Annotated in this window: 18 protein-coding genes and 1 pseudogene; 10 read left to right on the top strand and 9 right to left on the bottom strand. The window is 44.6% G+C overall.

The genetic code is table 11. The features are described from left to right. Nucleotides 1–5 precede the first annotated feature (5 nt). The gene (locus tag QE417_RS18395) at nt 6–626 is read right to left on the bottom strand and encodes an RDD family protein (RefSeq protein WP_311952113.1); all 621 of its coding nucleotides are present in this window, start codon (nt 624–626) and stop codon (nt 6–8) included. 41 nt (nt 627–667) lie between these two features. Then, nucleotides 668–1,252, bottom strand: a pseudogene (locus tag QE417_RS18390) (DUF4159 domain-containing protein); the annotation flags it as partial. A gap of 278 nt (nt 1,253–1,530) precedes the next feature. Between QE417_RS18390 and QE417_RS18385 the strand changes: the two are divergent. The 7 genes from QE417_RS18385 to QE417_RS18355 all read left to right on the top strand — a co-directional run bounded on the left by QE417_RS18385 (nt 1,531) and on the right by QE417_RS18355 (nt 12,061). Continuing rightward, on the top strand, nt 1,531–2,523 hold the full coding sequence (locus QE417_RS18385) for an AAA family ATPase (RefSeq protein ID WP_311952111.1): 993 nt from the start codon (nt 1,531–1,533) through the stop codon (nt 2,521–2,523). A gap of 85 nt (nt 2,524–2,608) precedes the next feature. Further along, complete coding sequence (locus QE417_RS18380) at nt 2,609–3,478, top strand: DUF58 domain-containing protein (RefSeq protein WP_311952108.1); 870 nt, start codon at nt 2,609–2,611, stop codon at nt 3,476–3,478. A gap of 122 nt (nt 3,479–3,600) precedes the next feature. After that, nucleotides 3,601–5,118, top strand: coding sequence for a BatA domain-containing protein (locus tag QE417_RS18375; protein WP_311952105.1), 1,518 nt, complete (start codon nt 3,601–3,603; stop codon nt 5,116–5,118). Continuing rightward, nucleotides 5,118–7,238, top strand: coding sequence for a DUF4175 family protein (locus tag QE417_RS18370; RefSeq protein WP_311952102.1), 2,121 nt, complete (start codon nt 5,118–5,120; stop codon nt 7,236–7,238). Before QE417_RS18375 ends, QE417_RS18370 begins: the two co-directional genes overlap by 1 nt. 9 nt (nt 7,239–7,247) lie before the next feature. Continuing rightward, entirely contained in the window at nt 7,248–9,032 is a 1,785-nt protein-coding gene (locus QE417_RS18365; protein WP_311952099.1) for a hypothetical protein, read from the top strand. Between the two features lie 51 nt (nt 9,033–9,083). After that, nucleotides 9,084–10,721 (top strand): TldD/PmbA family protein, encoded by a 1,638-nt coding sequence (locus tag QE417_RS18360; protein WP_311952096.1) that lies wholly within the window; start codon nt 9,084–9,086, stop codon nt 10,719–10,721. A gap of 8 nt (nt 10,722–10,729) precedes the next feature. Beyond that, on the top strand, nt 10,730–12,061 hold the full coding sequence (locus QE417_RS18355; RefSeq protein ID WP_311952093.1) for a TldD/PmbA family protein: 1,332 nt from the start codon (nt 10,730–10,732) through the stop codon (nt 12,059–12,061). Nucleotides 12,062–12,799: 738 nt separating this feature from the next. Here the strand turns inward: QE417_RS18355 and QE417_RS18350 are convergent. The 6 genes from QE417_RS18350 to QE417_RS18325 form a co-directional block, all read right to left on the bottom strand. Then, complete coding sequence (locus QE417_RS18350) at nt 12,800–14,137, bottom strand: TldD/PmbA family protein (protein ID WP_311952090.1); 1,338 nt, start codon at nt 14,135–14,137, stop codon at nt 12,800–12,802. A gap of 7 nt (nt 14,138–14,144) precedes the next feature. Then, complete coding sequence (locus QE417_RS18345) at nt 14,145–15,785, bottom strand: TldD/PmbA family protein (protein WP_311952087.1); 1,641 nt, start codon at nt 15,783–15,785, stop codon at nt 14,145–14,147. A 193-nt stretch (nt 15,786–15,978) separates the two neighbouring features. Further along, nucleotides 15,979–17,616, bottom strand: a complete 1,638-nt coding sequence (locus QE417_RS18340; RefSeq protein WP_311952084.1) for a TldD/PmbA family protein — start codon at nt 17,614–17,616, stop codon at nt 15,979–15,981. 196 nt (nt 17,617–17,812) lie between these two features. After that, nucleotides 17,813–18,772, bottom strand: a complete 960-nt coding sequence (locus QE417_RS18335; RefSeq protein ID WP_311952083.1) for a LiaI-LiaF-like domain-containing protein — start codon at nt 18,770–18,772, stop codon at nt 17,813–17,815. A 4-nt stretch (nt 18,773–18,776) separates the two neighbouring features. Beyond that, entirely contained in the window at nt 18,777–19,268 is a 492-nt protein-coding gene (locus QE417_RS18330) for a PspC domain-containing protein (RefSeq protein ID WP_311952081.1), read from the bottom strand. A gap of 23 nt (nt 19,269–19,291) precedes the next feature. Beyond that, on the bottom strand, nt 19,292–19,996 hold the full coding sequence (locus QE417_RS18325) for an SDR family oxidoreductase (RefSeq protein ID WP_311952079.1): 705 nt from the start codon (nt 19,994–19,996) through the stop codon (nt 19,292–19,294). 83 nt (nt 19,997–20,079) lie between these two features. On the opposite strand from QE417_RS18325, the gene QE417_RS18320 reads away from it, so the two are divergent. Both QE417_RS18320 and QE417_RS18315 read left to right on the top strand, forming a co-directional pair. Then, a complete protein-coding gene (locus QE417_RS18320; RefSeq protein WP_311952077.1) occupies nt 20,080–20,811 on the top strand; it encodes an MlaE family ABC transporter permease in 732 nt (243 codons plus the stop codon). Next, nucleotides 20,808–21,560, top strand: a complete 753-nt coding sequence (locus tag QE417_RS18315) for an ABC transporter ATP-binding protein (protein ID WP_311952075.1) — start codon at nt 20,808–20,810, stop codon at nt 21,558–21,560. The genes QE417_RS18320 and QE417_RS18315 overlap by 4 nt, the downstream gene beginning before the upstream one ends. A 37-nt stretch (nt 21,561–21,597) precedes the next feature. Here QE417_RS18315 and QE417_RS18310 read toward each other — a convergent pair whose 3' ends face one another. Beyond that, entirely contained in the window at nt 21,598–22,278 is a 681-nt protein-coding gene (locus QE417_RS18310) for a DUF4288 domain-containing protein (RefSeq protein WP_311952074.1), read from the bottom strand. A 140-nt stretch (nt 22,279–22,418) separates the two neighbouring features. Here QE417_RS18310 and QE417_RS18305 point away from each other — a divergent pair, with 140 nt between their 5' ends. Next, complete coding sequence (locus QE417_RS18305; protein WP_311952072.1) at nt 22,419–23,300, top strand: class I SAM-dependent methyltransferase; 882 nt, start codon at nt 22,419–22,421, stop codon at nt 23,298–23,300. The last annotated feature ends 86 nt before the right edge of the window (nt 23,301–23,386 follow it).

The raw sequence follows: 23,386 nt of genomic DNA, 5'->3' as shown, positions 1-23,386 counted from the left end.
TAAAGTTATAACACGTCTCTTTTTACCACGTAAGTTTTAGCCACTAAATCGTGCACGCCCTGGCGGTATTGGGTAAAAAATACAGCAATGGTTCCGAGGCCGTATAACACAACAGATAATAGCTTAATGGGGCTACGAATAATTACTTTGGCTATGCTAATTTTTTTGCCCTCGGCATCAACAATGATTAAACGGCATATGGCCTGGCCTGGCGTGCTGCTTAAAGGCAAGGCACAAAAAATTACATTATACACAATCATCGCAACCATGTATACCTCCTGTAGCCAAAACATCATGTCTTTGTTCTTCAAATCGAATGCTTCCATTTTAAATGGAAGGTAGGCCGAGAACAAGCCCATGCCCATACCTACTATGAAAGATACAGCCACATGATCAATAAAATAAGCCAGAAACCTGATGCCAAAACCGGCCAGGTTAGTTTCGGTAGGAAAGTAGTAGCCCTCAAAGCGGAAGTATTCGGCAAAATCATCTAAATCGCCGGCCTTAGCCCAATCAGAGGTTCCGGTACGTACCAGGTCTTCGGGTTCTAAACGACCATCGGTTAACTCTTCGAAGGTAAAGGGGCCTCTTTCGCCCTTTTCATCTTTAACATAAAACTCATCCATAGTGTAGGAGTGCCTTGTGGGCAGTCAAAGTTACAGTTCCTTTACGAACTCATGGCATAAACCACAATATTTACACCAAACTTGGTATTATCTTCGGCTAAAAATCGCTTGTTCCTGAAGTCGTAATCCCACTCGCAGCCGTAATCTTTATTACTATATAATACGGCAATACGCCCGTTAATGGTAATGGCTTTCAGGTAATCGTGCACCAGGTCGTCGCCCCAGCCGTTAAGTTCAAAAGAAGTATTTGGTGGCCCTTTTTCAAAGGTGAAGAATGAGCGGTAAAGCTCGTGGGTATTAGGAATTTTCTTTAAAGCCTGCGGCCCAAACAAGGACGACATTTGCGCCTCGAACGATTTGGCAAACAGCCCGTCGATGTCGTGGTTACAATCATCTACAAACACAAAGCCGCCGTTTTGCACATATTTTTTAAAGTTGGCGCGCTCCTGGGCATCAAATTGCACCAGTTTGTGGCCGCTCATATAACTAAAAGGCGAGTTAAACACATCAGGACTGCTCAGCGCCACCACCTTTTCTTTTGTTTCGATAGGAATGGTGGTATATTCCATCAACGAGTTCAAAATATTGGCTGGCATACGCTGATCGGTATCCCAATCGCCCGAATGGTAGCTTAAACGGGTTTAAAAGTAAACTTAGAGCTTAATGACATTTGTGTTAAAACTCTAAAAGTAGTACAAAATTTTATGCGTCTACCGTTTTTATTTGCTGTGTTTGTAATTTTTTGAATACTTAATTTAATTAGTTGCAAAATAATTCTGCTTTTAACACCAAATCCCAATATCTTGTGATGCTCAATACAAGTAACCAAATCTTATTTGGCCTTATTGTGTACAAATTATCTTTAAACGAATATCAATACTGCTTACTTAAATAACATTAGGCTTTGGAACTAACAGAAACCCACGTTAAAGCGCTGCTGGCGAAACTTCCGCAGTTAAAAACTGAAATACAAAAGGTAATTGTTGGGCAGGAGCATATTTTGGATGAATTGCTGGTGGCATTTTTAGCAGGCGGCCATTGCCTGTTAGAGGGTGTACCAGGTTTGGCCAAAACCCTGCTGGTTAAAACCATGTCGCAGGCGTTGCACCTGTCGTTTCGCCGTATACAGTTTACGCCCGATTTAATGCCTACCGATATTGTAGGCACCGAAATTTTGGAGGAAGACCACGTTACCGGCAAGCGCTTTTTTAAGTTTAACAAAGGCCCCCTGTTTGCCAACATTATACTGGCCGATGAGATAAACCGTACGCCGCCCAAAACGCAATCGGCCTTGTTAGAGGCTATGCAGGAGTTTGAAGTTACTTACGGTGGGCAAACCTATCCGTTAGATAAGCCTTTTTTCATCTTAGCCACGCAAAACCCCATTGAGCAGGCCGGAACTTACCCCCTGCCCGAAGCCCAGTTAGACCGCTTTTTACTCCTCGTACAAATAGGCTATCCTACTGAACAGGAAGAATTTGCAATATTGAACCGCACCACCGGCACCGGCAAGGCCACCATTAACCCGGTAATCAGCGCCGAAGAAATACAACAGGCCCAGGCCCTGGTACGCCAGGTAAGCATAAGCGAGGATTTGGTAATGTACGTGAGCAAGCTCATCCGCGCCACCCGTCCCGACACTACCACCTTAGATTACGTAAAAGAGTGGGTACGCTGGGGCGCTGGTCCGCGTGCCGGGCAAGCTTTAATACTAACTGCCAAAGCCCGCGCCTTACTAAAAGGCCGCTACGCAGTAATATTAGAAGATATACATGCCATGGCAACACCGGTACTACGTCACCGCGTATTAATGAACTTTAAAGCCGAAGCCGAAGGTATAAACTCCGACAAGGCAACGGCTGAGTTGATAAAATTGTTAGAAAGACCGAAAGTTTAGTTGTGGGTTGTCTGTTGTGAGTTGCGGGTTTTAGCTCGCAATAAAATATAGACAACACACAACCCGCAACAGACAACTGATTACCATGCTCGACCCCAAAGTGCTCACCACCATTAAAACCTTGCCCTTACTGGCAAAAACGGTTATTGATGGTTTTATGAACGGCTTTAACAAAAGCACCGTTAAGGGGCCGGGACTGGAGTTTAGTCAGTACCGGAGCTACCAGCCTGGCGACGATTTACGCTGGCTCGACTGGCGCATGTTTGCCCGCAGTGACAGGTACTACATCCGCGAATCGGAAATAGAAACAAGCATATCCGTAAGGTTTTTGATAGATGCCAGCGCATCCATGAATCACCACGACGGTACGCTGAGCAAAATTGATTACGCGCGTTATTTGGCGGCATCGTTAGCATACTTAGCCAATTTACAGGGCGATGCCGTGGGCTTATATGTTTTTAAAGAAGGCGGCTTATTTTCGCTGGCTTCGAAACCCGATCCGCAGCATTTGCAGCGGTTGTATCACCAGTTAGAGAACATCAAACCGTCGGGTACATTTACGCAGCCTGTACATTATAAAGAGTTGTTTGCCGGTGCAGGTCGAAAAGAACTACTTGTTTTTATAACCGACATGTACCAGCCCGAAGGGGAAATTTTTAAACTACTGGATTCGCTGGCGGCATTAAGGCATGAGATCATTGTTTTTCAACTGATGGGGCAAAACGAGCTGGACTTCGATTTTAAAGGCTATACCTCGTTAGAAGATCTGGAGACGGGCGAGGTAATACAGGTTGGTCCGCAAGCCAAGCAGCAATACAAAGAGGCGCTTCATTCGCATTTAGAAAACATCAGGATGCAGTTATTAGGCAAACACATTGTACACCGCATGCTCAGCACCTCGCAACCGTTGGATGAAGCCTTGCGGGCGTTTTTAGTACAAAGAAATAAAGGCTAACCTCACCCCGGCCCTCTCCTGAAGGAGAGGGAGATTGACAGACATAATGAATACAAATAGATATACAACAATAAAAATTCAAAAGTCCTCCCTCCCGGGGAGGATTTAGGTGGGGCTACTTTATGCAATTCCTAACCCCTATATGGCTTTTTGGCGCTGCCGCGATAATCATCCCGGTACTGATACACCTGTGGAATATCCGCTCGGGTAAGGTGCTGAAGGTGGGCAGCGTATCGCTCATTGATGCCGCATCGCGCAAAAGCAGCCGGAGTTTTAAACTGCTGGATATTCCTTTGTTCATACTTCGTTGCTTGCTGCTGATTGTATTGGCTTTGCTGCTGGCTATGCCGGTTTTGCAAAAGAAGATGCAAGCTGCCAAAGTAAAAGGCTGGGTGCTCATCCCTAAAGAAACCTTTACCGAAACCTATCAGAAGTTTAAACCTACAGTTGATTCGCTTACCAAAGCGGGTTACGAGTTTCATTATTTCAATAGCGGCTTTGCCAAATCCGACTTAAAGAAAGTCTTATTGAAACCTAAAGATTCTCTCAAAACAATATCACCTGCCACCTTCCCCAATTACTGGAACTTAGCGCGGGAGTTAGACACCAAAACAGCTTCTACCCTTCCCGTATATTTGTTCACGCCAAACCAAATGCAGTACTTCACCGGCGAAAAACCGCAGGTAGCGCTCAACCTCAAATGGCAAACCTACACCCCGGCCGATTCGGTAAGTACCTGGATTCAGGATGCATGGTTTACTGCTAACGGCGAGATTAGGGTGGTGCAGGGAACGAGCAAACCATTGGGCACGGCTTATGCCTATAGCAATTTTAAGAACGATGATAAAGCAAATTCGGCTTACACCATTAACACAACCGACGGCAAAGCGCAAATCAGCTTAACAGGAAACAAGCAAGAGCCTGTTACCGTTAGTACCGATGCTCAAAACATCCTTATTTATGCTGATAATAACAGTTTAGATGCTAACTATCTCGAAGCGGCATTACAGGCGGTAATTCAGTTTAGCCAAAGACCAATCAGTATAAAAACGGTTGCTAATCCGGCGCAAATACAGGCCAATACTGAGTGGTTATTTTGGCTGTCGGATAAACCCGTTAATAAAGCATTAGCCAAAAACATATTGGTTTACGAAAAAGGAAAGGCCACCAGCGTAAACAGCTGGATGAGCAACGCCGGTGAGTTTACTCCTTCTTTGGCTGATGACGAAAAAGTGGGACTCTTTAAAGCAATAACCGCTACCGATATAAAAGCCGAACCCGTTTGGCAGGATGGTTTTGGCAAGCCCGTTTTAGCTTTGGAGCAGCAAAACCAAACCAATATCTACCATTTCTACAGCCGCTTTAACCCGGCGTGGAACAATTTGGTTTGGAGCAGCAATTTCCCGGCGTGGATGCTTAAACTGATGGTAAAGCCGGAGGTGGATAATTCGGTATATGATAAGCGAGTACTAAGTGCTAAGCAGTATATGCCTGTAATAGGTTCCGAACAACACACTGTAGCCGCTGAAAAGTCTATCGAAAACAAAAGCCTCAGCCGTTATTTCTGGCTGACGCTCATCATCATTTTTGCAGCCGAACGCTGGCTGGCACATCGCAAACCTAAAACAGAAATTGCATAATGGAGCAGGCAGCATCACATAAAGTAAACCAATTGAGGCAACGTTACATTGGCTACCAGTTACTGGCCAGTGTACTACTGGCGGCAAGCTGCGGTTTGTTGGCAGGCAGCATTTTGTACCGATTGTTACCTAATCAAGCAATTGTGTTAGGCATCTTAGTATTTGCCATTGCATTGGGTTTACTCCTCACTTTACGCCGCCCGTGGAGCACTAAGGTTACAACCATTTGCCGTTACTTAAACATCTCCTACCCCGAACTGGAAGAAAGCAGCGAACTCATTCTTAAACCTGCCGCTGAACTTAATTTATTAGAGCGCTTGCAACTCAACAAGGTAGAACAAACCCTAACCCAATTACACGGCGAACCAGCAGTATTTACACAACGATTAAAGAAAACCGCTTGGTTATTTGTGGGCGCATTGGTGTTGAGTTTAGCAATCTTTAAAATAGGTCAATATTGGAAATCTTCGAGTAACGGCAATCTATTCGGTTCCAATAATTCCGCATCGCAAAAAGCCACACCGCCCGAAAAGATATTACCCCAAATAGACGGCATTTCATTAAAAATTACTCCACCTACTTATACCGGCAAGGGTGCCCGTACACAGGATAAATTCACTATCGATGCCGAGGAAGGTGCCTTGGTTGGATGGAACATAAGCACTAATATTGAAGTTAAGAACGTATTCCTATTATTTAACGAGCGTGAGAAATTAGTATTAAGTAGTTCGAATAAAACCGATTGGAAAACACAAAGAGCCATTACCAAAGCCGGTTTTTACCAGGTAAGCATTGATGGCAAACTATCTGACCTTTACCAAATCCAAATGATTAAAGATGCCATCCCGGTTATTCGCATTAAAACGCCTAAACAGTATACTCATATTGATGCCGGCGAGACACAGCGTGTGACTATTAACACCACCGTTACCGATGATTACGGCATCAGCAACGCACAAATATTTGCCACAGTAGCCAAGGGCAGCGGCGAATCGGTTAAGTTTAAGGATACCACTTTTGCATTCAGTGCCGCATTTGGTGCACATAACCGCCAGTACGATTTACAGCGCACCATCGATTTGCCCAAACTGGGTATGGAGCCGGGCGACGAGTTGTACTTCTATATTCAGGCGCAAGACACGCACCAGCAAAAAAGCCGTACCGATGTACTCATCGTTTCCATTCAGGATACAGCGCAACTGTTGAGCATGGATGGCATTGTGGCCGCGGCTAACATCAAACCCGAGTATTTCCGCAGCCAGCGCCAAATTATTCTCGATACCGAAAAACTACTTAAAGAAAAAGACACCATTAGCGCAACCGCCTTTAAAAACCGTTGTAATGAGTTGGGTACCGATCAAAAGCTGCTCCGCCTACGTTACGGCAAGTTTTTAGGAGAAGAAGACGAAAGCGGAACCGAGGGCGATGGCAACCAGGAAATAGGCAAGGCCGAAAACTTTGGCAATGCCAAAATGGTCATGGACGCCTTTACCGATAAGCATGACAACGCCGAAGATGCGACATTTTTAGAACCTGCCGCCAAAGCGCAGCTCAAAGCTACACTTAACGAGATGTGGAAAGCCGAGTTACGTCTCCGCTTATACAAGCCGCAGGAAGCGCTGCCTTATGAGTATAAAGCTTTAAGGTTATTGAAAGACCTTCAGCAAAAATCACGCTCATTCGTGGCTAAAACCAGCTACAACCCACCACCCATTAAGCCGGAGAAGCGCTTAACCGGCGACTTGAGCAAGATTACCGAGCCTGTCAGCCAGCAAAACATCAAACCAACTGCCGATAAATTTGAGACGTTGAAAAAGGCAGCAACCATACTGGAGCAATCTAAACATCAGGTTTTAACTGCTGCCGATAAACGCATTTTGCAGCTGGCCGGTCAGCAGTTGGCGGTACAGGCATCGGCACAGCCGGGTATTTATTTAAAGGCGGTTAGCGCCATGCGACGCATACTGGCCTCTGAAAATAAAGTATCGGGTACCGACCGCTCTATTGTTGAAAAGGCCATTCAGAAAAGTCTGCCCGGCAGCAAAACTATGCCATCGGCAGTAAGCACAACGGCCGATATGGGTTTGGGGCAACGTTATTTTAAAAACTTAAACCGGTAAATATTAGCAATGAACTGGACTTTAGCGGTTATCATCATTTGCACTCTGCTGGCACTGCTCTTCACCTGGCAGGAAATTCGCCGTGCCGATAAGCGCCGTTTGGTTTGGCGATTGTTAGCCATCTGGATTTCGCTTGGAGCTTTGGCCTGCATTATACTTCCCGTTAGTTACAGCAGCAAAACCAACATTGCCGATAACAGCGATGCCATATTACTAACCGATGGCTTTAATAAAGATAGCCTACCTCCTGCCACCCCGGTTTATACCACGGATAAAGCTATCCAAAGCAGCTATTCCAAAGCTAAACTCATTAGCAGTTTAGACGAACTGACCAATCATCAACCCGCATTTAAACAGGTGAAAATTGTAGGCTACGGTTTAAGCGAGGATGAATTAAAGCAATTGAACGGCTTGCACATTGCCTATACCGCACCATCGGCTCCGGCAGGAATACAGGCTGTAAACTGGGTTGGCAAAATCAAAACCGGCGAACCGCTACAAGTTCAGGGTAGGTATAACAATGATATCGAAAAACCAGTTAGCTTGATTTTAAAAGGTTTAAATACCACTTTAGATTCGGCAATTATTCCCGCAGGAACGAGCGCTTTCCAACTAAGTACTGTACCCAAACCAACTGGCAGGGTTGTTTACCAGTTATTGGCACTGTCGGGTAATGATACCCTAAGTAACGAAAGCATCCCCGTACAAATTGAACCTGCCAAACCGGTGAAAGTGTTAATGCTGAATGCCGCGCCTAACTTCGAAACCCGCTTTTTGAAAAACTGGCTGGGCGAAAATGGTTATGCCGTGGCCTCACGCGCGCTCATTAGCCAAAATAAAAGCAGCGAGGAATTTGTGAACATCGACAAGATGAACCTGCAGCATTTATCGGCCGGGGTGCTGGACAAGTTTGATTTGGTAATTGGCGATCTGTCTGCCTTTAAATCACTTCCACCTGCCGATGCCGGGGCATTTCGCAACCAGGTAACGCAAAAAGGATTGGGTGTGATTGTCCGGGCAGATAGTTCGGACAAAGCCGCGTCGTGGCTACAGCGCGATTTCCCGGTTACTACGATGGCCATTAAAGATCAGCTTTCGGTACCGCTAACGCTGCAAAATCAAAAAGCAAAAACTGCCAAACTCAATATCGATCCGTCGTACATCAGCTATCGTAACAATACCCAGGTACTGGCATCCGACGCACAAAATCATGAGTTAGCAGGTATTACTTTAGCCGGTGCGGGCAAGCTTGCTTTTACCACGCTTAATCATACAAACACCTGGCTGTTGTCTGGTAATAAAACTGATTATACGGCGCTATGGACTTTGCTAATTGGTCAATCGGCACGTAAATCAGCATCGGTTCAAAGCTGGAAAGCTGATGCAATTCCGACCGTAAATGAACCAGTAAAACTACTGTTTCAAGGTTCGGCAATACCGGGTTCATCTTTAATAAATGATGAAGTAAATAACTCTGCTCAGAATGCAGCCATACCTTATCAATGGCAAAATACTTACTGGCCGCAAAAAGCAGGCTGGCAACAAGCCAAAGCAGGTAATAACACAACCGAATGGTGGTATAATTACAGCAAAAGTGAGTGGAACAGCCTAAAAAAAATGCAAAAAATTAAAATCAATAAAGATTTTGCAGCTAATCAAACTCAAAAGCAAACTGTAACAAAACAAATACAAGAAACTCAGGATATCGAGGTGCCAAAAATCTGGTTTTATATGATTTTATTGGTAGCTTGTACATTTTTATGGATAGAACGCAAGTTTGCAATTCAGCTCTAAAAAACTATTAAACTCAAACTATAACTAACTGCAAAACAGGAGGATCAAATCTTGAAACGTAGAAATTTTATTTACCTCTCGGGCGTAGGTGCCGGCGCGATGATGCTGCCCAACCTGCCTGCCTTTGGTACGCCTATCGATCCGGCTGAGGCCCTGAATCAGGTAGACGCACGCATTAAAAAAGAGCTTGCCGATGTAGCCCTTAACACGGCTAAATCAAAAGGTGCATCGTACGCCGATATACGTATTGGCCGCTATCTTAACCAGGCTGTAATTACCCGTGAAACCCGTGTGCTCAACGTAGCCAATGCCGAATCGTACGGTGTAGGTATACGCGTACTGGTTAACGGCTGCTGGGGCTTTGCGGCTACCAACAATGTAACCAAAGATGGTATTGCCAAAACTGCCGAACGCGCTGTAGCCGTAGCTAAAGCCAACGCTAAAATTGGCGGCAAGCCCGTACAACTGGCCCCTCAAAAAGGCTTTGGCGAGGTAAGCTGGAAAACACCTATCGAAAAAAATGCTTTCGAGGTGCCTATTAAAGAAAAGGTAGACCTGCTGATGTCGGTAAACGGCGCAGCCTTAGCCGGTGGTGCAAACTTTGTAAACTCAACAATTTTAGCCATTAATGAGCAAAAATTCTTTGCCTCTACCGATGGTTCATACATTGATCAGGATATTCATCGCCTGTACCCTAACTTCAGCGTAACTAAAATCGATTCATCTAAAGGTGCTTTTGAAACCCGTGCTGCGCTAAGCTCACCGGTAGGCATGGGTTATGAGTACTTAATTCCATCAGAAGCTGAAAAAGTACAAGGTATTGTAACCCGTTACAAAAACCGGTATGATATGCTGGAAGACGTAAAAAACGCCACCAAAAATGCCACCGAAAAGGTATCATCAAAATCTGTTGAACCGGGTAAGTACGATTTGGTATTAGACCCCTCACACCTATGGCTTACCATTCACGAATCGGTTGCTCACCCTACCGAGTTAGACCGTGTATTGGGTTATGAGGCTAACTATGCAGGAACCAGCTTCTTATCAGTTGATAAACTAAAATCGGGCAACTTCAAATTCGGCAGCAAAAACATGAACATTGTGGCCGATAGAGACCAAAAAGGCTCGTTAGGTGCCGTAGGTTATGACGATGAAGGTGTTCAACCTAAAAAATTCGACATTGTTAAGGATGGTATATTAACCAATTTCCAAACCATACGCGATCAGGCACATGTTATTGGTCTTAAAGAATCGCAAGGCTGCTGCTACGCCCAAACCTGGAGCGATGTACAGTTTCAGCGTATGCCTAACGTATCGCTTGCACCAGGCAAGGCAAAACTGAGCGTTGACGATATGATCAAAAGCGTTGAAAAAGGTATTTATATTGTGGGTAACGGCTCGTTCTCGATTGATCAGCAACGTTATAACTTCCAGTTTGGTGGTCAACTGTTTTATGAAATTAAGAACGGCAAAATTGTGGGTATGCTGAATGATGTGGCTTACCAGGCAACTAACCAGGAGTTTTGGAACTCATGTGCGGCCGTTTGTGATGAAAGCGATTACCGTTTAGGCGGTGCTTTCAATGATGGTAAAGGTCAGCCGGGCCAGTCTAACGCCGTATCACACGGATCATCGACCACCAAGTTTACCGGAGTGAATGTAATTAATGTTAAACGCAAAATTGGATAATTAAGGATATGCCAATACTTAACAAAGAAGAAGCACAGGCTTTATTAAAGAAAGTGCTTAGCTATTCAAAAGCCGATGCCTGCGAAGTGAGCCTTGGCGGTAGCGAAGGCGGTAATATACGTTATGCACTAAACGCAGTTTCAACTGCGGGCGATATAGGTACCTTAGGTTTAGCCGTAAGTTCAACCTATGGCAAAAAAACAGGCACAGCCACCATCAACGAGTTTGATGATGCATCGTTAGAAAAAGTGGTTCGCCGTTCGGAAGAGTTGGCCCAACTGGCTCCGCCAAACCCGGAGTATATGCCACCATTGGGTCCGCAAACGTTTAAAGATGCGGTAACTTATAATGAAAAAACAGCCGCCATGACGCCCGAAAGCCGTGCAGAACTGGTAGCAAAAAGTTTAGAAGTAACCAAGGCTGCCAATTTATCGGCCGCTGGTTTCCTCGAAAACTCTACTGATTTTCGCGCAGTGATGAACTCTGCCGGTTTGTTTGCCTACAATAAATCAAGCGATGTTACCTTTTCGGTAACTACCCGTAATGCCGAAGGTACCGGCTCGGGATATGCCGCACGTGGCTTTACCGACGTAAGTAAGCTTGATACTTATGGTGCTACTAAAATTGCAGCCCAAAAAGCAACCGGTTCTGTTGGTGCACGCGCTATTGAGCCCGGTAAATACACCGTTATATTAGAGCCTACCGCAGCTACCTACATGATGGAAAACATGTTTAGGTTTGATGCCCGCAGTGCCGATGAAGGTCGTAGCTTTTTAAGCAAAAAAGGCGGCGGCACGCGTTTAGGCGAAAAACTGCTGGACGAAAAAGTAACCATCTACTCTGATCCGTTTCATCCTGAATTACCTTCAGGTACCTGGAGCGGCGACGGCATGCCTTTAGAAAAAACGTATTGGTTTGATAAAGGAGTAGTTAAAAACCTGAGCTACTCGCGCTACTGGGCCGAAAAGAAAGGCGTAAAACCACAGCCCGGCCCAAGCAACATTATTATGGAAGGCGGCAACATGAGCCTCGAAGAAATGATCAAGAGCACCGAGCGAGGCATCCTGGTATCGCGCCTATGGTATATCCGTATGGTCGATCCGCAGGTACTGGCCCTTACCGGCTTAACCCGCGACGGTACGTTTTACATCGAGAACGGCAAAATCAAATTCCCGATCAAGAACATGCGCTTTAACGAGAGCCCCATCATTATGCTAAATAACGTGGAAGCCCTGGGTAAGCCCGAACGCGCTATCAGCGTAGAAAGCTACCGCAGCTACATGATACCACCGATGAAGATCAGGGACTTTACGTTTTCGTCGTTATCGGATGCTGTATAAGCTTACATTTCAATAAAACATAAAAGGAGAATCGTTAACGATTCTCCTTTTATGTTTTAGCACCCCACGTCGTCATTGCGGGGGAACGAAGCAATCCCTACGGAGGACAGTGTACTTTAGCAAAGTTTGCGAGCCTGTCGCTTTCCGTTCATTCGCCGCGGGGGCTGTTACTTTGTCATAGCTACAAAGTATCCGCCTTAGGCAGACTATCCACAACCATCCTTGCCACCCCCGCAGGCCAGCTCACGGCCGGGCGTTGTGGAAGCCCTGCGCTCTTTTTAACAGTGCAAGGCGCAGCAGATGCATGCATCTGCTGCGCCTTGCTTTTTCACTCTACCTTCGAGCTTCCTTTTCTCTTCGTCATCTCCCAGCTTCGGGGCGAAAGCCGGGCAGCACATAATGGCCTGTGCGGTTGGGCAGGGCCTCTTAGGTTTTGCTGAAGCGCGGGGCAATGTGGGAACGAAGTAGGGCAAAAGCTGAGCAGCCCGTGGTGCTGCCCGGATTTGCAGGGCGGGGCATGTGCGACAAACGAAGCATAGGGAGTTGACTTGATTTTGGTTCTTTTATCAAGAAAAGAACAAAGAGCCCCCGCGGCTCAGAAGCGGTAGATAAGCGATAAGCACACCAACATTTCTCAGGGATATGCATGCGCAGAGACTGCTTCGTTCATCGCAGTGACGTGGTGTAAAAAACAAAAGGTCGATTGTTAAACAACCGACCTTTGTATGTAAACAGTATTTAAACCGCGTCAGACAACGAACTAAACGTAAAATCCCTGATCTTCATAGGTGGTATCAACGCATTCGAGCCGCTTTCGCCGCTTACCGTGCGTTCTGATTTGCCCAGTTCTTCGAGATTGTTGAGCATAATTACCGGGCTTTCGTTAAAACGGAAGTTTTTAACCGGGAACTTGATCTGGCCATTCTCAATGTAAAACGTACCGTCGCGAGTGAGGCCTGTGTATAGCAGCGTTTGCGGGTCAACCGCGCGTATGTACCATAGGCGGGTTACCAATATACCTTTTTCGGTTCCTTTGATTAATTCCGCTAAGGTTTTGGTGCCGCCTTCCATAATAATGCCATCAGCACCGGGCAGTGGTTTTACGCCTTTCTTTTCGGCCCAATAGCGTGAGTAACTCAAGTTTTTCACTACACCTTTTTCTATCCAGCTAACCTTCTTTTGCGGCTGGCCGTCGCCGTTCCATACGCTGGTGGGTAACTCGGGGTTTGCCGGGTCTGAATAAATGTTTACGCGCTCATCTACCAGTTTTTCGCCCAGGCGGGTTTTACCACCGGGTTTGCTCAAAAAGCTGCGGCCTTCATCGGCGCTACGAGCATCCAGGCTGCCGTAAAGCTGTTCGAGCAGCACAATGCCGGCTGCAGGTTCTAAAATTACGGTGTATTTGCCCGGCTCCAACGCTTTGGCAGTTGCCGAACCGGAGGCTTTTTGCGCGGCAATTTTAGAAAATGCCAGCGTGTCCATCTTGCTTACATCGTTGTAGGCTTTAGTAGCATAGCCTGAGCCTTTGCCATCTTCGGTACGCAGGGTTACCGAAAAATTCACATCGGTTGTAGTATTGTAGGCAAATAAACCTTTTGAATTCATCATGGCAGCATACCCTGTGCTATTTTCGAGGAAACCGGCTGCGGTCAGCTTATTGTCTTTAGCTACCTGTAAGCTTTGCTGCACCATATCGGCACGTTGCTTTGGCGTAAGGTTAGCTGTAGCCGCCACATAAGTTGGCGAAGGCGCATCATAGGTTTGCGGACCTAAAAACGGCATAAACTCCGGGTTCTCTGGAGCCAGCTGGGCCAATTCTTCTGAGCGGCGTACTACTTTTTCTAACGAGGCATCGTCAAACTCATTAATAGTTGCCGTACCTACCTTTTTGCCAAAGGCTGATGATACTACCAAACTGTTGCGGCTTATAGCACCGCTGGTTGATACCGAGTTGCGCGCATAACGTATGTTAGATGAATCGCCTCCGTTGAGGTTAATTTCGCATTGTTCAGCTTTTGAGTAGCTGAGCGCTTTTTTGAGTAAGGCGCGTGCTTGTTCTTCTGTTAAAATCGACATGATATGTTTAGATTTTTCTTGCTGTGTTAATTACATTTACTCCGTTAAACTTGGCAGTGGCCGATCCGTGACTTACGGCGCTCACCTGCTGCGGCTGGCCTTTACCATCAAAGAAAGATCCGCCTAAACGGTAATCGCTCTTATCGGCAACGGCAGTACATGAGTTCCAAAACTCCTGGGTATTTGATTGATAGGCCACATCGTTTAACATGCCTACAATTTGCCCGTTTTTAACCTCATAGTACAACTGACCGCTAAACTGGAAATTATAACGTTGCTGATCGATAGAGAATGAACTATCGCCGATGATGTAAATGCCTTTTTCGGTGTTTTTAATGATTTCTTGAACACTCAACGGTGTTTTGCCCGGCTGTAAGCTGATGTTTGGCATACGCTGGAACTGAACGCTCGACCAGCTATCGGCATAGCAGCAGCCCTGCGATTCTTCAAGCCCGATAATATGTCCCTGATCGCGGATGGACTGGTAATTAACCAGTACGCCGTCTTTAATAATATCCCATTGCTTAGTGGCTACACCTTCATCATCGTACCCAACGGCACCTAATGAACCTTTTTGCAGCTTATCGGCCACAATGTTCACTTTATCGCTGCCGAATTTAAAATTCTTCGACTCCCATTTATCCAAAGTCAAGAAACTGGTACCGGCAAAGTTGGCCTCGTAACCCAATACACGGTCAAGCTCTGATGGGTGACCTACCGACTCGTGGATGGTTAACCAAAGGTGCGATGGATCGAGAATTAGATCATACTTGCCAGCTTCTACCGATTTTGCCTTTAGCTTTTGTTCGGCTTGTACAGCAGCCAGTTTGGCATCCTCCAGCATATCGTAACGGTCGCGGTACAATGTGGTGGGCGCAGTTTTAATTTTATCGCTTTCGCGAGGCATTAAATATTCATAACCCATACCACGAGGCGAACTCAATGATTGACGGGTTTGAAATTTACCTGTCTTAGCATCAATTTTAGTTACGCCAAAAACCGGCCATATCCTATGTACATCCTGATCAATGTACGAACCATCGCTCGATGCGAAATACTTTTGCTCGTTCACCAAAAACATAATGGAGTTTACGTAATTGGCACCGCCTTTCATGGCTGCATCATTTACCGATAGCAGCAGGTCTACCTTCTCCTTTATAGGCACCTCGAATGCATTACGTTCTATGGGTGCTTTCCAGCTTACCTCGCCGTAGCCTTTTTGGGGCAACAAGTGTACCGGTTCGCTTTGCAGGCGGGCATTCTCTTTGGCAATGGCAACAGCTTGTACGGTGGCCTTGGCAATGCTATCGTTATCCAGCTTATCAGTAGCGGCAAAGCCCCAGCAGCCGTTGGCAATAACGCGTATACCCATACCGTAAGATTCGGTATTTACTACGTTTTGCACCTTATTTTCGCGTGTTACCACATACTGGTTAAGGTACCGGCCAATGCGCACATCGGTATAAGTGGCACCTTTACTGCGGGCTGCATTAAGCACCACATCGGCCATGCGTTTTTTAGTAGCCACATCAACACCACCCTGCAACATGGCTTCGGGCGATATTGGCGAACCCAGCACGGGTACCTGGCTAAGCATTGCCCCACCGAAACCCATTCCGGTGAGGTAGAGAAATTGTTTTCTGTTCAAATGTTGTAAGGTTAGGCCCCCGGGTTTTCTTAAATAGAGAACACAAGTGGCGGGTTATTTATATTTAGTTGGTTTGATTTTCTTTTGGCCTTATCGTCATTGCGAGGAACGAAGCAATCTCTGCGGATGCAAGTTCGTCAAACATAGTTCAGAGATTGCTTCGTACCTCGCAATGACGATTTTTACATTTAACCTATCCTAAACGTCGGCTCGTATTTATCACATTTACTTTATCAAATTTGGTTGTCGAGCATCCATGCGATACGGCACTTGCCTGCGATGGCTGGCCTTTACCGTCGAAGAAGGAACCGCCCATGCGGAAATCGCTTTCGTCACATATGGCCGAGCAGGAGTTCCAAAATTCCTGGGTATTGGCCTGGTAGGCTGCGCCTTTTACCATGCCTACCACTTTTCCTTCCTTAATTTCGTAGCATAACTGGCTACTAAATTGGAAGTTGTAACGTTGCTGATCGATTGAGTAAGAATTACGGCCGAACATGTACAAACCTTTCTCGGTATTTTTAATCATATCGGCAACATTTAAAGCAGATTTACCGGGTTGTAAACTAACATTTGGCATGCGCTGAAACTGCACATCGCTCCATGTTTGCGCGTAGCAACAGCCTTGCGATTCTTTTAAGCCAAGTATATGCGCCTGATCGCGGGTGGCCTGGTAATTAACCAGTACACCATCTTTAATAATATCCCACTGGCCTGTTTTTACGCCCTCATCATCGTATCCTACGGCGCCTAACGAGCCGGGACGAACTTTATCACCCACAAAGTTTACTATCGGGCTACCGAAATTGAACTTCTTCGATTCCCATTTATCAAGCGTCAAAAAGCTGGTGCCGGCAAAATTTGCTTCGTAACCCAGCACACGGTCAAGCTCGGTAGGATGACCAACCGATTCGTGTATGGTGAGGAAGAGGTTTGTTGGATCGAGTATTAAATCGTACTTACCGGGTTCAATAGGTTTGGCATTCAATTTTTCGGCCAACTGGGCGGTGCCTATGCGCACATCCTCCAGCATATCATACCGTTTTTTATAGATAGGAAATATGCCCTGGATTTTCTCTTTTTCATCGGGAATTAAATACTCAAAGCCCATTCCTACCGGCGAGCTCAGGGCATTACGGGTTTCGTAAGTACCTGTTTTAGCATCAGTTTTGGTGATGGTAAATGTTGGCCACATGCGATGAATATCCTGATCGATGTACGAGCCTTCGGTTGATGCAAAATACTTTTGCTCATTGATCATGAACAGGTTATTGCTAATGAAGCTTGCACCCAGTTTCAGGGCTTCGGCATTGGCGGCCAGCAACAGGTCTACCTTATCTTTAACCGGCACCTCAAAAGCATTTTTTTCGATAGGGGTTTTCCAGCTAACATCGCCGTAGCCTTTTTGAGGAGCCAGTTGCACCGGCTCGCTTTGCAGGCGCGAGTTTTCTTTAGCAATGCTTACGGCCAGTTGTGCAGCGCGGGCAATGCTGTCATTATCCAATTTATCGGTTGCGGCAAAGCCCCAACAGCCATTGGCCAAAACACGTATGCCCATGCCATACGACTCAGAACTGGCTATATTTTGCACACGCGATTCGCGCGTACTGATAGATTGATTAAGGTAACGGCCAATACGTGCATCAGCATAAGTAGCGCCTTTACTTTTGGCCGCATTAAGGGCTACATCGGCCATGCGTTTCTTCAGGGCTACATCCACAGGCTGCAAAACGGTATCATGCGGCACCGGCGAACCAAAAGCCGACAGGTTTGGCAACATTGCTGCGCCCATTCCCATCCCGGTTAGGTATAAAAAGTCCTTACGTTTCAAAGTAGTAGTAATTGATTGCGTAATATACTAATAAGGTAAATTAATTATTACTATAAATTCCAAAAGAAATAGCTTTTTATAAAGATTACTATACAAAATATCTTTAAACACACTGAATTTTTCCTACTCAAAACACAAAGGGCGATTTCTCTTTAAAAGAAACCGCCCTTTCATCAATCAGTTGAAAAAAAATCGCTTAATATCGTTTTACTTTAAAGTCTGATACGCCTCCTCTGAATTTTAAATAGATTTTGTTGGTTGCTTTATCAAAATCAGGGGTAACATAATGATTACCGCTCACTTTAGTGAAATCATCAAAGCTTTTGGAGGTTAAACCGCCGCGCATGTCAATATCACAACCGGCATTTTTTGGTACCCATATTTCTACTTCAGATGCACCTGCGTTTACACTTAGTGTAGATACCGGCACCGTTGCACCCATCCTTATTTTTGAAGATGTTGCTCCACCGTTAATTTCAACGCTACGAATTTTGAACTTTGTAAAATCAAAATCGACTTCGGCAGCGCCGCCTTTAAGTTCAATATCCCAAACCGGAATAGGGCTTAAACTCAAACGAGCTTCGTTCATGTGGTCGCTATCCCAATGAAATTTGTTATTGTGCCCTTTCATGTTGAAGTTGAGCGTGGTAAGCGAATCGTCTTTTGACATGGTGAACGAATAATCGCCAAAGCTTTGGTAGGTTAATGCCTTAAAAAGACTGTCGGAAGCACTTTCCAGTTTATAAGAAGTGGCACCACCGGCAATATTCAAATGCACATATTTCTCATCATTGTACTTTTGCTGATAAACTACGCTATCGCCTTTCCTTTCTTTTATATCGCCATCACTAAACTCAATACCATCGTCATCATCTTTAAAATTAAAATGCCAAAACGGTCTTGAATGATTGTAATGTTTGGTGTTGGCAAACAACAAGAAGCCTACCCCTATTAACAACACAGCTACTTTTACTACTGTTGCCCATACTGCTTTAGTATTTGATAACAGCAGGTTTACCCCACCAATTACCAGAAATATGGGCCACAACCTAAACAAGTTCCACCAGTTAAAATCAATAACATTAAAACTGTTGAGTAAAAATACGGCGCCGATAATAACCAGTACCAGCCCCGAAAATAATCTGTCGTTTCTCATGGTGTTATTCAATTGGAGGTTTAGGATCAAGTTGTTTTTCTTTTTTGCCCGAAGTGAATATAAGTATCAGGCCAATAGCTACCAGCGGAACAGGCCACAGGTGACTAAAATCCCAGTTGGGTATTACGTCAAACTCATCAAGCGTTAGTATGAGGCCAAAAAAGATGAGTAATAAACCGGCTATTAAACCCACATTACTATTTTTACGTTTGGGCTCAGGCTCAAAGGCAAAAGGCTGAGCCGAATCGGCCTGGGGCGGTACAGTATAATCAACACCCGGGTTAAAATAGCCAATAGGCTTTTTAGGTAATACGATCATCAAAATGATATAGATTAACACGCCGCCGCCTTTTAAAACCAGGAACAGCAGGAATATGGCACGAACTATGGATACATCGATGTCGAAATAATCGGCCAGGCCTTTACATACACCGCCAATCATTTTATTTTGCTCGTCGCGGTATAATTTTTTGTTATAATTATGATAGTTGTTCATTTTGTTAAGCTTTAATGGTTCAGTTAAATCTGTCCCGAAACCGGCTTTATCACAATTTCATCAGTGTTAGCGCCAACACTCATGTTGTAAGCAGTTATGATGGCTGCGGCTACATCTTCTGGCATCACAAACCGGGAAGGGTGCACTTCCGTTCCGGCCCAGGAGCCTGTTAATGTTGAGCCTGGCAGCACAGCGGTAACTTTTACGTTGTAAGCCTGCATTTCGAGCTTCATTACAGTATTAAGACTATACAGCGCAGCTTTTGTTACACTATAAGTACCAGCATTTATTGCCGGACTTTTTGAAGCTGCCGAACATATGTTAAAAATGTGTCCGCTACGCTCCTGCTGCATGTTTTTACCCAAAAAACGGTAAAGTTCATAGGCAGGCATCAGGTTGGTATTCATCATGGTTTCAAAAGCACCATCAGCATCATCCAACACTAACGATGGTATAAATGCGCCTACATTGTTTACAACTATTTTTATAAAGCCCAGTTTGTCTTGCGCAGCCTGCGCAAATGCAAGCACTTCGACTTTCTTACTACAATCGGCCGGGTGGGCAATTACTTGTATATTGGGGTTTGTATCGAGGAGTTCATTTTTAAGGTTTTCCAAATCTTTCACATTGCGCGAACAAATTGCCATACTTATTCCTTGTTTAGCAAATGCAAGCGCAATTGCGCGGCCTATGCCTTGAGTGGCACCGGTTATGAGGGCGTTTTCCATGTTTAAAAGTAAGTCAAATTAGCTTATTGCTGTAAAGCGTAAGCATAAAAATGTATTTTTAACGCACATATATACCAACATTCATGTTTTCAACTTTAGGCAGGTACATACTGCTCATACGCTTAAGCTTAAAAAAGCCCGAGAAATTTTCAGTTTACTGGGGCGAAATTATGCGCGAGATGGTGTCCATAGGCATAGGTTCAATGGGTATTATCGGTATTATTTCGGTGTTCATAGGCGCGGTAGCTACCATACAGGTAGCGTTCCAGCTGGCCAGTCCGCTGGTACCACGCAGCATTGCCGGCAGCATTGCGCGCGATTCGACCATATTAGAGTTTAGCCCAACCATATCGGCACTGGTACTGGCTGGCCGGGTGGGCTCAAGCATTGCTTCACAAATTGGCACTATGCGGGTAACCGAGCAAATTGACGCCCTTGAAATTATGGGAGTAAATGCGCCGGGGTATTTAATTGCGCCCAAAATATTTGCCGGCATAACCATGATTCCGTTACTGGTAATTTACTCCATGGTATTAGGCATTTTGGGTGGATATTTAGCATGTGCCTTTACCGGCGATATTCCAACCACCGATTATGTAATGGGCTTACGCGATGGTTTTAATCCTATTATTATACAGGTTGCGTTGGTAAAAGCATTTTTCTACGGCTTTATTATTACCTCTGTTTGCGCTTACCAGGGTTTTTATACCAGCGGCGGCGCTTTAGAAGTTGGCCAATCGGCTACTACCGGCGTGGTATACAGCTGTATTTTTATTCTTTTTGCTGATTTAATTATTACGAGCGCAATGCTATGATCGAGATACAAGATATTTTTAAAACGTTTGGCGACAATGAAGTACTGAAAGGTATAAGCGCCAAATTTGAAGCAGGAAAAAACAATCTCATCATCGGCGGGTCGGGATCGGGTAAAACTACCTTACTTAAATGTATTGTAGGCTTGCACGAACCTACTAAAGGCAAAGTGATTTTTAGCGGCGAAGATTTTACCGAGATGGATTTTGAGCAACGCGTGCCTATTCGTAAAGAAATTGGTATGCTGTTCCAAAACTCAGCTTTATTTGATTCGATGACAGTGGAGGAAAACATCATGTTTCCGCTCAACCTTTTTTCTGAAATGAGCAAATCGGAAAAGTTAGACCGTGCAAATTTTTGTTTGGGCCGGGTTAACCTAAAAGACAAAAACAAGCTTTACCCGGCCGAACTATCGGGCGGTATGAAGAAGCGTGTGGGCATTGCCCGCGCCATTGCCATGGAACCCAAGTACCTTTTTGTGGATGAGCCCAACTCGGGCCTCGACCCAAAAACCTCCATTGTAATTGACGAATTGATTAATGAGCTTACCCAGGAATATAAAATAACCACCGTTATTGTAACCCACGATATGAACTCGGTAATGGGTATTGGCGATCATATTATCTTTTTACACCAAGGTAAAAAAGCATGGGAAGGTACTAATAAAGACATTGCCCATACCGATAACCAGGAGCTGAACGACTTTGTATTTGCCAGCAAGTTTACACAGGCGGCGAGAGAGAAGTTGTAGATTAATACGAATAAATTATAAGAGATGGGACAATTTCTTATAATTTACCATCCCAAACTGATTTACGCTTTTTAGATTTCAATTTCGAAAACACTTCAACGCCTTCAGCTGAAACTATATCTTTTGGTGAAAAAATATCAGTTTCGTAACAATCATCAAAGCTATCTATTCGCCATCTAACTAACCTACCATATGGATTTAGATAATGATTAACATAGCTGTCTTTTTGAAGTTCTAATTTTTCATAAGCGTCATCTGCCGAAGTAGCTTTGATTAAGACAAATCTCTCTTCAATGTCTTGTTTCTTACTTTTCAACTTCTCTATTTCTATCAAAACGGTCATCTTAACACAATAGAACTTTGTACCTGGCTCACTTTTTACAGGCCGCTTTTTTGCATGCGTTACATTGTGCACAGTAACACCACTATACAAATTATCGCCTTCAATTTTCTTTAATGAATTTAGGGCCAAAGTTGCTTTAATCCCTCTTGGCCTCTTCGGTGTACCTATTACTTCGTAATCAGTTAAAACATTAAACATTAGGAGCGCATTCAATTTATTAATCTGGTCCTTATTTAGTTGTTTTATTCTTTTTATAGGTTTCAGTCCAAGAAAGGAGTCTATTTCAGGGTATTTTAAATGAATGGTTACCGTAACCAAACGTTTGTCATCATTATATTTTGAATCAAGCTTCCAATCTGTAAGATCAATTTCCATTATTTTTTTGTTAATACCTTTTTTATACTCAATTGGCATACAATAGGCAATATATGAAAAGTGAGGTGCATCATAGTTCACTTTTTGTAACTTTGTAAAGTCTAACCATTCAAAACAGACAACAAGATAATCCGAATAGAATGATCCAACTCCTTACTCCAACGCACTGGAAAGATTACGAACTGATTGATTGCGGCGATTTTGAAAAGCTGGAACGTTTTGGAAATGTTGTATTGATACGCCCCGAGCCGCAAGCCGTTTGGGGTAAAACCCTCACCGATGCCGAATGGCAAAAACGCCATGATATTCGCTTTAAAGGCCGTTCGGCCACTGCCGGCGAATGGATAAAAAAGAACCCTAAAACGCCCGACCGCTGGCATATTGAATACAAAAACAATGATGCTGCCATCAAATTGCGCATGGCCATGACCTCGTTTAAACACGTTGGCGTATTCCCCGAGCAGGCTGTAAACTGGGATTATATTGCACAGAACGTAAAGCGCTTTAAAACTAATAAGCCAAAAGTATTAAACCTGTTTGCCTATACCGGTGGCGCATCGCTCATTGCACAATCGGCCGGGGCCGATACTACGCACGTTGATTCGATTAAGCAGGTGGTTACCTGGGCTAACGAAAACCAGGAAATATCGAACCTTAAAGATATACGCTGGGTGGTTGAAGACGCACTGAAGTTTGTTAAACGCGAAATTAAACGTGGCAAAAAATACAACGGCATTATACTCGATCCTCCTGCCTATGGCCACGGCCCCAACGGCGAAAAATGGAAGCTGGAAGACCATATTACCGAGATGATGAACGATGTAATGCAACTCTTAGATCCGCAGGAACATTTCCTCATACTCAATACCTACTCGCTTGGTTTTTCGTCGGTTATTGTGGAGAATTTAATTCGCAGCGCAAACCCTAAAGTAGAAAATTTAGAAATAGGTGAACTATACCTGCAAGCCACCGCAGGTCCTAAATTACCGCTGGGCGTATTTGGAAAGTTTTATAAAATTTAATTGAATTTTAAGGGGAAGTAACAAAGGCAATATTTATATTTACAACGTACTGATAGGTAAATAATTTTATTGGTACTAAAATATTA

Source organism: Mucilaginibacter terrae (assembly GCF_031951985.1).
Taxonomy (GTDB): domain Bacteria; phylum Bacteroidota; class Bacteroidia; order Sphingobacteriales; family Sphingobacteriaceae; genus Mucilaginibacter; species Mucilaginibacter terrae_A.
This window is presented reverse-complemented; position numbering and strand designations above follow the sequence as displayed.

Excerpts from the sequence above, each read along its gene's own strand:
- QE417_RS18395 (WP_311952113.1), bottom strand. The coding sequence starts at position 626 with ATGGATGAGTTTTATGTTAAAGATGAAAAGGGCGAAAGAGGCCCCTTT.
- QE417_RS18380 (WP_311952108.1), top strand. The coding sequence starts at position 2,609 with ATGCTCGACCCCAAAGTGCTCACCACCATTAAAACCTTGCCCTTACTG.
- QE417_RS18375 (WP_311952105.1), top strand. The coding sequence starts at position 3,601 with ATGCAATTCCTAACCCCTATATGGCTTTTTGGCGCTGCCGCGATAATC.
- QE417_RS18370 (WP_311952102.1), top strand. The coding sequence starts at position 5,118 with ATGGAGCAGGCAGCATCACATAAAGTAAACCAATTGAGGCAACGTTAC.
- QE417_RS18365 (WP_311952099.1), top strand. The coding sequence starts at position 7,248 with ATGAACTGGACTTTAGCGGTTATCATCATTTGCACTCTGCTGGCACTG.
- QE417_RS18355 (WP_311952093.1), top strand. The coding sequence starts at position 10,730 with ATGCCAATACTTAACAAAGAAGAAGCACAGGCTTTATTAAAGAAAGTG.
- QE417_RS18350 (WP_311952090.1), bottom strand. The coding sequence starts at position 14,137 with ATGTCGATTTTAACAGAAGAACAAGCACGCGCCTTACTCAAAAAAGCG.
- QE417_RS18335 (WP_311952083.1), bottom strand. The coding sequence starts at position 18,772 with ATGAGAAACGACAGATTATTTTCGGGGCTGGTACTGGTTATTATCGGC.
- QE417_RS18330 (WP_311952081.1), bottom strand. The coding sequence starts at position 19,268 with ATGAACAACTATCATAATTATAACAAAAAATTATACCGCGACGAGCAA.
- QE417_RS18325 (WP_311952079.1), bottom strand. The coding sequence starts at position 19,996 with ATGGAAAACGCCCTCATAACCGGTGCCACTCAAGGCATAGGCCGCGCA.
- QE417_RS18320 (WP_311952077.1), top strand. The coding sequence starts at position 20,080 with ATGTTTTCAACTTTAGGCAGGTACATACTGCTCATACGCTTAAGCTTA.
- QE417_RS18315 (WP_311952075.1), top strand. The coding sequence starts at position 20,808 with ATGATCGAGATACAAGATATTTTTAAAACGTTTGGCGACAATGAAGTA.
- QE417_RS18310 (WP_311952074.1), bottom strand. The coding sequence starts at position 22,278 with ATGGAAATTGATCTTACAGATTGGAAGCTTGATTCAAAATATAATGAT.
- QE417_RS18305 (WP_311952072.1), top strand. The coding sequence starts at position 22,419 with ATGATCCAACTCCTTACTCCAACGCACTGGAAAGATTACGAACTGATT.